Genomic DNA, 4,915 nt, shown 5'->3' with positions numbered 1-4,915 from the left:
GCAACCTGCGGATTTCCGCCACCAGCCGTGGGTCGGTCTTGGGCGTGCGCCGGCGTTTGGGCGCGCAGGATCGAGCGGCCAAGGCGGCGGGATTGCCGCCCTGTTCGCGCAGGGCCTGCTTCCACCGGTAGAGCGTGCGCCGGGACACGTCGAAGGCGTCTTGGGTGGCTTCGAGGCCGTGTGTGTCCCAGAAGCGCAGGATGTGCAGCCTTCGTTGAGCGTCTTTGGGGGTCATTGCCCAAAGATGACCCAAGGCGGCTATTCGATAGAACCCCCGGATTCGGTACCCGGCATGGTGCACTTGCATGGCGCTCCTCCTGCTTCGAAGGAGTGCCAAAGGTGTTTGAACTTATGCAGTACAGCAAGACAACCACCTGTATGCACCACCCGCACTGCACCGCCCCTCTGCGCAGGGGGCACAAGCTCTCTCGCACACCCGCAAGCCTGCCCCTGGGTGAAAAGGCTTCAGAACAGCCCAGGCCCCTTGCCGCTGGCCGGCTCACGGGCGGCCGCCAGCGCGCTGATGCGGGCGTTGTGTTCGATCAGGTCCGCGCATTCCGCCACGAACACGCCCATCTGCCCGACCTTGAACTCCACCCAGGCCAGCGGCAGATCCGGCAGCAGCCGCACCAGCGCCTGTTCGGCCTCACCCACCTCGCAAATCAGCAGGCCGTCCCCAGTCAGGTGGAGCGGCGCATCGCGCAGGATTTTCAGCACCAGATCCAGCCCGTCTTCGCCGGCGCGCAGGCCGAGTTCCGGCTCGTGGTGATACTCCGGCGGCAGAGCGTCGATCTCGGCATTGGTGACATAGGGCGGATTGCTCACGATCAGGTCGTAACGCTCCCCCTGCAGTGCCGAGAACAGATCGGACTTGAGGAAGCGCACGTTCTTCACATGCAACCGCGCTTCGTTTTCCCGGGCCAGCGCCAGCGCGTCATCGCTGAGATCGACGCCATCCACGTGCCAGTCCGGGTTGTAGTGCGCCATCGCAATGGCGATACAGCCGGAGCCGGTGCACAGATCAAGCGCACGGCGCACCTCGCGGTCACCCAGCCACGGCTGGAAACCGGCCTCGATCAACTCGGCAATCGGCGAACGCGGCACCAATGCCCGCGGGTCGGACTTGAAGCTCAAGCCCGCAAACCATGCCTCGCCGGTCAGGTAACAGGCCGGGATCCGCTCCTCGATGCGGCGCAGGAACAGCGCCAGCACTTCTTCCTTCTCCGCCTCGGTGACCCGGGCATTGCCATACGCCGGCGGCAGATCATGCGGCAGATGCAACGCATGCAGGGTGAGCTGGGTGGCCTCATCCAGCGCGTTGTCGTAGCTATGGCCAAACGTCAGCCCGGCCGCATTGAAGCGGCTGGCACCGTAGCGGATGAGGTCGATGATGGTCTGCAATTCTTGGGACATGGGTGACAAGCGGCAGGCGCGGGGACGCAGTATAGCCGCGCCCCCTGCCCATCGTGGCCTGTCCGCCTGTGCGGCAATGCCATCTACGCCACCCTGACGCCCTGAACCAGCCGCCGATTCCCTATCATGGCGGCCTCGTTGCAGGAGCCCTACCCCATGTCCAAACGCCTCATTCCGCTTCTGGCCATCGCCCTGGTGGCCGCCACCCTGGGCCTGTGGGCCGCTTTGCGCCTGGCCTCGCCCCCCTCGAGCACGCCTGCCCTGCCGGCACCGCGGGCCATCACCCTGTTCCCGACCCCGCGCACGCTGCCGCCGTTTTCCCTGCAACAAGCCGATGGCACGGCACTGACGCAAGACACCCTGAAGGGCCACTGGACCGTGGTGTTTATGGGCTACACCCACTGCCCGGACGTCTGCCCCACCACCCTGGCGGAACTGGCCGGTGCCCAGAAGCAGTGGGCCGCCCTGCCGGCCGCCATTCGCCCGCGTGTGCTGTTCGTCTCCGCCGACCCCGAACGCGACACCCCGCAAAGCGTGGCCCAGTACGCCCACGCCTTCCACCCGGACACACTGGCCGCCACCGCCCCGCTGCCGCAGTTGCAGAACTTCGCCCGCGCGCTGTCGCTGGTCTTTATGAAGGTGCCCGGCCCCAGCGGTGATCCAGCCGACTACAGCATCGACCACAGCGCCGCCCTGGCGCTGCTGGACCCGCAGGCCCGCATGGCCGGCGTCGTACAACCGCCGTTCGACGTGAAGGGCATTGCCGCCGATCTGGAAACGCTGACCCAGGCCACCCGATGAGCCCCGTCACCGCCCTCACCTACGTGCTGCCGCACCGCCTGCTGTCCTCGCTGGCGCGACGGCTGGCCTATTCCACCCACCCGGTGCTCAAGCAGTGGCTGATCAACACCGTGATCCGCAAGTTCGGCGTGGACTTAAGCGAAGCGGCGCAGCCCGACCCCACCGCCTACCCCAGCTTCAATGCCTTTTTCACCCGCGCACTCAAACCCGGCGCACGCACCCCTGACCCCGACCCGCGCGCCCTGCTGATGCCCGCCGACGGCCACATCAGCCAGTGCGGGCCGATCGTGGACGGCCGTATCTTCCAGGCCAAGGGGCAGAGCTTCACCGCTGCCGAACTGCTGGGCAGCGAGGCCGATGCCGCCCCGTTCCGCGACGGCAGCTTCGCCACCGTGTACCTGTCACCACGCGACTACCACCGCGTACACATGCCCTGCACCGGCACCCTGCGTGAAACCGTGCACGTGCCCGGCCGCCTGTTTTCGGTCGGTGTGGACGCCGTGGCCAGCGTGCCGCGCCTGTTTGCCCGCAACGAGCGCCTGGTCTGCCATTTCGATACCGACTTCGGCCCCATCGCCGTGGTGATGGTGGGCGCGCTGCTTGTGTCCGGCGTTGAAACCGTCTGGGGCGGCGTGGAAATCCCCCCCTACGGCCACACCATCACCCGCAAGGACTACCGCGGCCGCGGCATCACCCTGGAACGCTTCGCCGAAATGGCCCGCTTCAACTACGGCAGCACCGTCATCGTGCTGCTGCCCAAGGACGCGGCGACATTAGACCCGGCCCTGCACGCACACTCCCCGGTGCGGCTGGGACAGCGGCTGGCGGTGCGGGGGTGACGACACGGACAGGTCATGACCTGCCCCCATTCGCCATACAACGACGAGCGACCCAAGAAGGCACTGGGTGGATTGACGCCTAGCGCCTATGCGAAGTAACTGGCATCCACTACCATCCACCCAGGACTCTAAATCGCCCCGCTACTGAAAGCGGGGGGACGTCGAGGTCAGTCAAAGCCTTGCCACGAAGCAGCATCGGCTTGAATAAATTGTTAGGCATCGAACTCGCTAAGTCCGACAGCCATCCGTTGAGATATTGCTTTGTCTACCAGACTGCGAACAGTTGGATCGACGTTATCTATGAAAATTCGTTGCATGAAACCGAGTGGACCAAGCTCAACGAACAGTTTGCCGAAAACTTCGTCTGCAAAGCTGCTAGAAACCAATGGGATTCCAGAGCAGTCGATCTTGATTCTTTGATCTGGGCACATCTTAAGCAAGTTCACAAGTCTGTTACGAATAGGAGTTCCCGCTAAACGACTGCCAAATGTTCTAGATTCTTCGCGCAAGACAAAAAGTAGATCATCAGAGTCGAACTGCTCGTACTTGGTTTCAACAAAGTCGACCGGGCGATATTGACGACCAGCGAAACGCAGCGCTTCTTCAAGCAAACCAGGTTTTGAAAAATCAATTTGAGCAACAATCAAAGTGCCATCTATTGGTATGCGCTCGTTAGAAATACTTAGACCATGACTTGGCGCATAGAAGAGTTTGGCATGGCCAGATTCGATCTGAAATCGCCCACCACTGTAACTACAGATCTGAAAACTTCCAAATAACCCATTTCCTTGCCCAAGCGATTTATCTCTTGTTACACCTTCGCGAATAGCACAATCAAGTGCTTCGGTATCTGATTTAATTTGTGGTTGACCAGCCCGTAGGGTTGTTGGAATACCGAGGCCAGCATCTGCCACAATGTACTCAACCACTTTGCGATTCTTCTGAAAGGTTGAGACTTGCACCAATCCGCCGATAGGAGATTCAGAATGCACAATCACGTTATCTGTAATCTCACTGATAGACCATTCAAGCGCAGCGAAGTCACTACGGTCAATGTCTTGAATAGCACCGAGAATTGCATTGACAATTCTATTGACTGCACGATTTTGATCATCTGGAGACTTAAATTGCGTTGCCGGGATTTGAGTGTAGCCACGGAAAGTTGATTGCTCGAATTTGCCGGGCTCCAGAAAATGAGCCCAGTTCGCGTTTCTGAAAAGTTTGGCTAGTTTTTCCAATCTTGGCAGGACAAGCTTTGTATCAACTTTCTCATCGCGCAAGCGCATGATCTGCACACACAGAGCAAGCATTGGCGGAGGAAATGCAGCAGTGCACTCTGAAAAATCTAGAATTATGTCTCTATAACCCGCGTCATTAACTGCCTGATGAATGCATGCAAGTGGCTTGTGGAGGTCGGCTTGTCCGAACTCGCCCACAAAGTTGATGATGTTACCGTTTCGAGATACAGGCATACTGTGATCCTTCCCCAGACACCCACTCCTGTTTAGCTCCCCACCCGAGAGCCCTACCCACGATCATGATTTCCTTTTTCGGCTCAATCGCGATTCCAGTGGAAACGGTTCATGTCTGATGGGGAGCATGGAGCCAAGGGTGACGGGGTAGATGCCTGAGCTTGGCGCACAGCAGGTAGCTGATGGCGATCAGGTTGGCGTCAGTGCGATAGCCCTTGGCGCGGGCCTTGGCGGCCTGGATCTGGGCGTTGAAGGCCTCGACCTGGCCGTTGGACAGGCCGGTGTCGAAATGCCGCAGGATGCCGGTGAGGTGGTCGCGGATGGTGGCACCGAGCTTCTTGAAGGGCGTCAGCCGACACCGTCGTGCCCAAGAGACCCACTTTCGGAGCA

At 60.7% G+C, this 4,915-nt stretch carries 6 protein-coding genes; 2 read left to right on the top strand and 4 right to left on the bottom strand.

Annotated elements, in window-relative coordinates:
- Both BUA29_RS11685 and prmB read right to left on the bottom strand, forming a co-directional pair.
- A partial coding sequence (locus BUA29_RS11685; protein ID WP_218587195.1) for a helix-turn-helix domain-containing protein occupies positions 1-235 on the bottom strand: 235 nt, incomplete at its 3' end.
- A gap of 230 nt (positions 236-465) precedes the next feature.
- Positions 466-1,413 (bottom strand): 50S ribosomal protein L3 N(5)-glutamine methyltransferase, encoded by a 948-nt coding sequence (gene prmB / locus BUA29_RS11680; RefSeq protein WP_072756688.1) that lies wholly within the window; start codon positions 1,411-1,413, stop codon positions 466-468.
- Positions 1,414-1,569: 156 nt separating this feature from the next.
- Between prmB and BUA29_RS11675 the strand changes: the two genes are divergently transcribed.
- A complete protein-coding gene (locus tag BUA29_RS11675) occupies positions 1,570-2,214 on the top strand; it encodes an SCO family protein (protein WP_072756689.1) in 645 nt (214 codons plus the stop codon).
- Positions 2,211-3,053, top strand: coding sequence for an archaetidylserine decarboxylase (gene asd, locus BUA29_RS11670; RefSeq protein WP_072756687.1), 843 nt, complete (start codon positions 2,211-2,213; stop codon positions 3,051-3,053). Before BUA29_RS11675 ends, asd begins: the two co-directional genes overlap by 4 nt.
- A gap of 212 nt (positions 3,054-3,265) precedes the next feature.
- Here the strand turns inward: asd and BUA29_RS11665 are convergent, their stop codons facing one another.
- Together BUA29_RS11665 and BUA29_RS11660 are read right to left on the bottom strand one after the other, a co-directional pair.
- The gene (locus BUA29_RS11665) at positions 3,266-4,525 is read right to left on the bottom strand and encodes an STAS-like domain-containing protein (RefSeq protein ID WP_072756686.1); all 1,260 of its coding nucleotides are present in this window, start codon (positions 4,523-4,525) and stop codon (positions 3,266-3,268) included.
- 109 nt (positions 4,526-4,634) lie between these two features.
- On the bottom strand, positions 4,635-4,915 hold a 281-nt coding region (locus BUA29_RS11660; RefSeq protein WP_143148943.1), incomplete at its 5' end, for a transposase.

Source organism: Thermomonas hydrothermalis (assembly GCF_900129205.1).
Taxonomy (GTDB): Bacteria; Pseudomonadota; Gammaproteobacteria; order Xanthomonadales; family Xanthomonadaceae; genus Thermomonas; species Thermomonas hydrothermalis.
The sequence above is the reverse complement of the archived record's forward strand: the minus strand, read 5'-3'. Positions and strand labels throughout refer to the sequence as shown.

Coding starts and splice junctions, on each gene's coding strand:
- BUA29_RS11675 (WP_072756689.1), top strand. CDS start 1,570: ATGTCCAAACGCCTCATTCCGCTTCTGGCCATCGCCCTGGTGGCCGCC.
- prmB (WP_072756688.1), bottom strand. CDS start 1,413: ATGTCCCAAGAATTGCAGACCATCATCGACCTCATCCGCTACGGTGCC.
- BUA29_RS11665 (WP_072756686.1), bottom strand. CDS start 4,525: ATGCCTGTATCTCGAAACGGTAACATCATCAACTTTGTGGGCGAGTTC.
- asd (WP_072756687.1), top strand. CDS start 2,211: ATGAGCCCCGTCACCGCCCTCACCTACGTGCTGCCGCACCGCCTGCTG.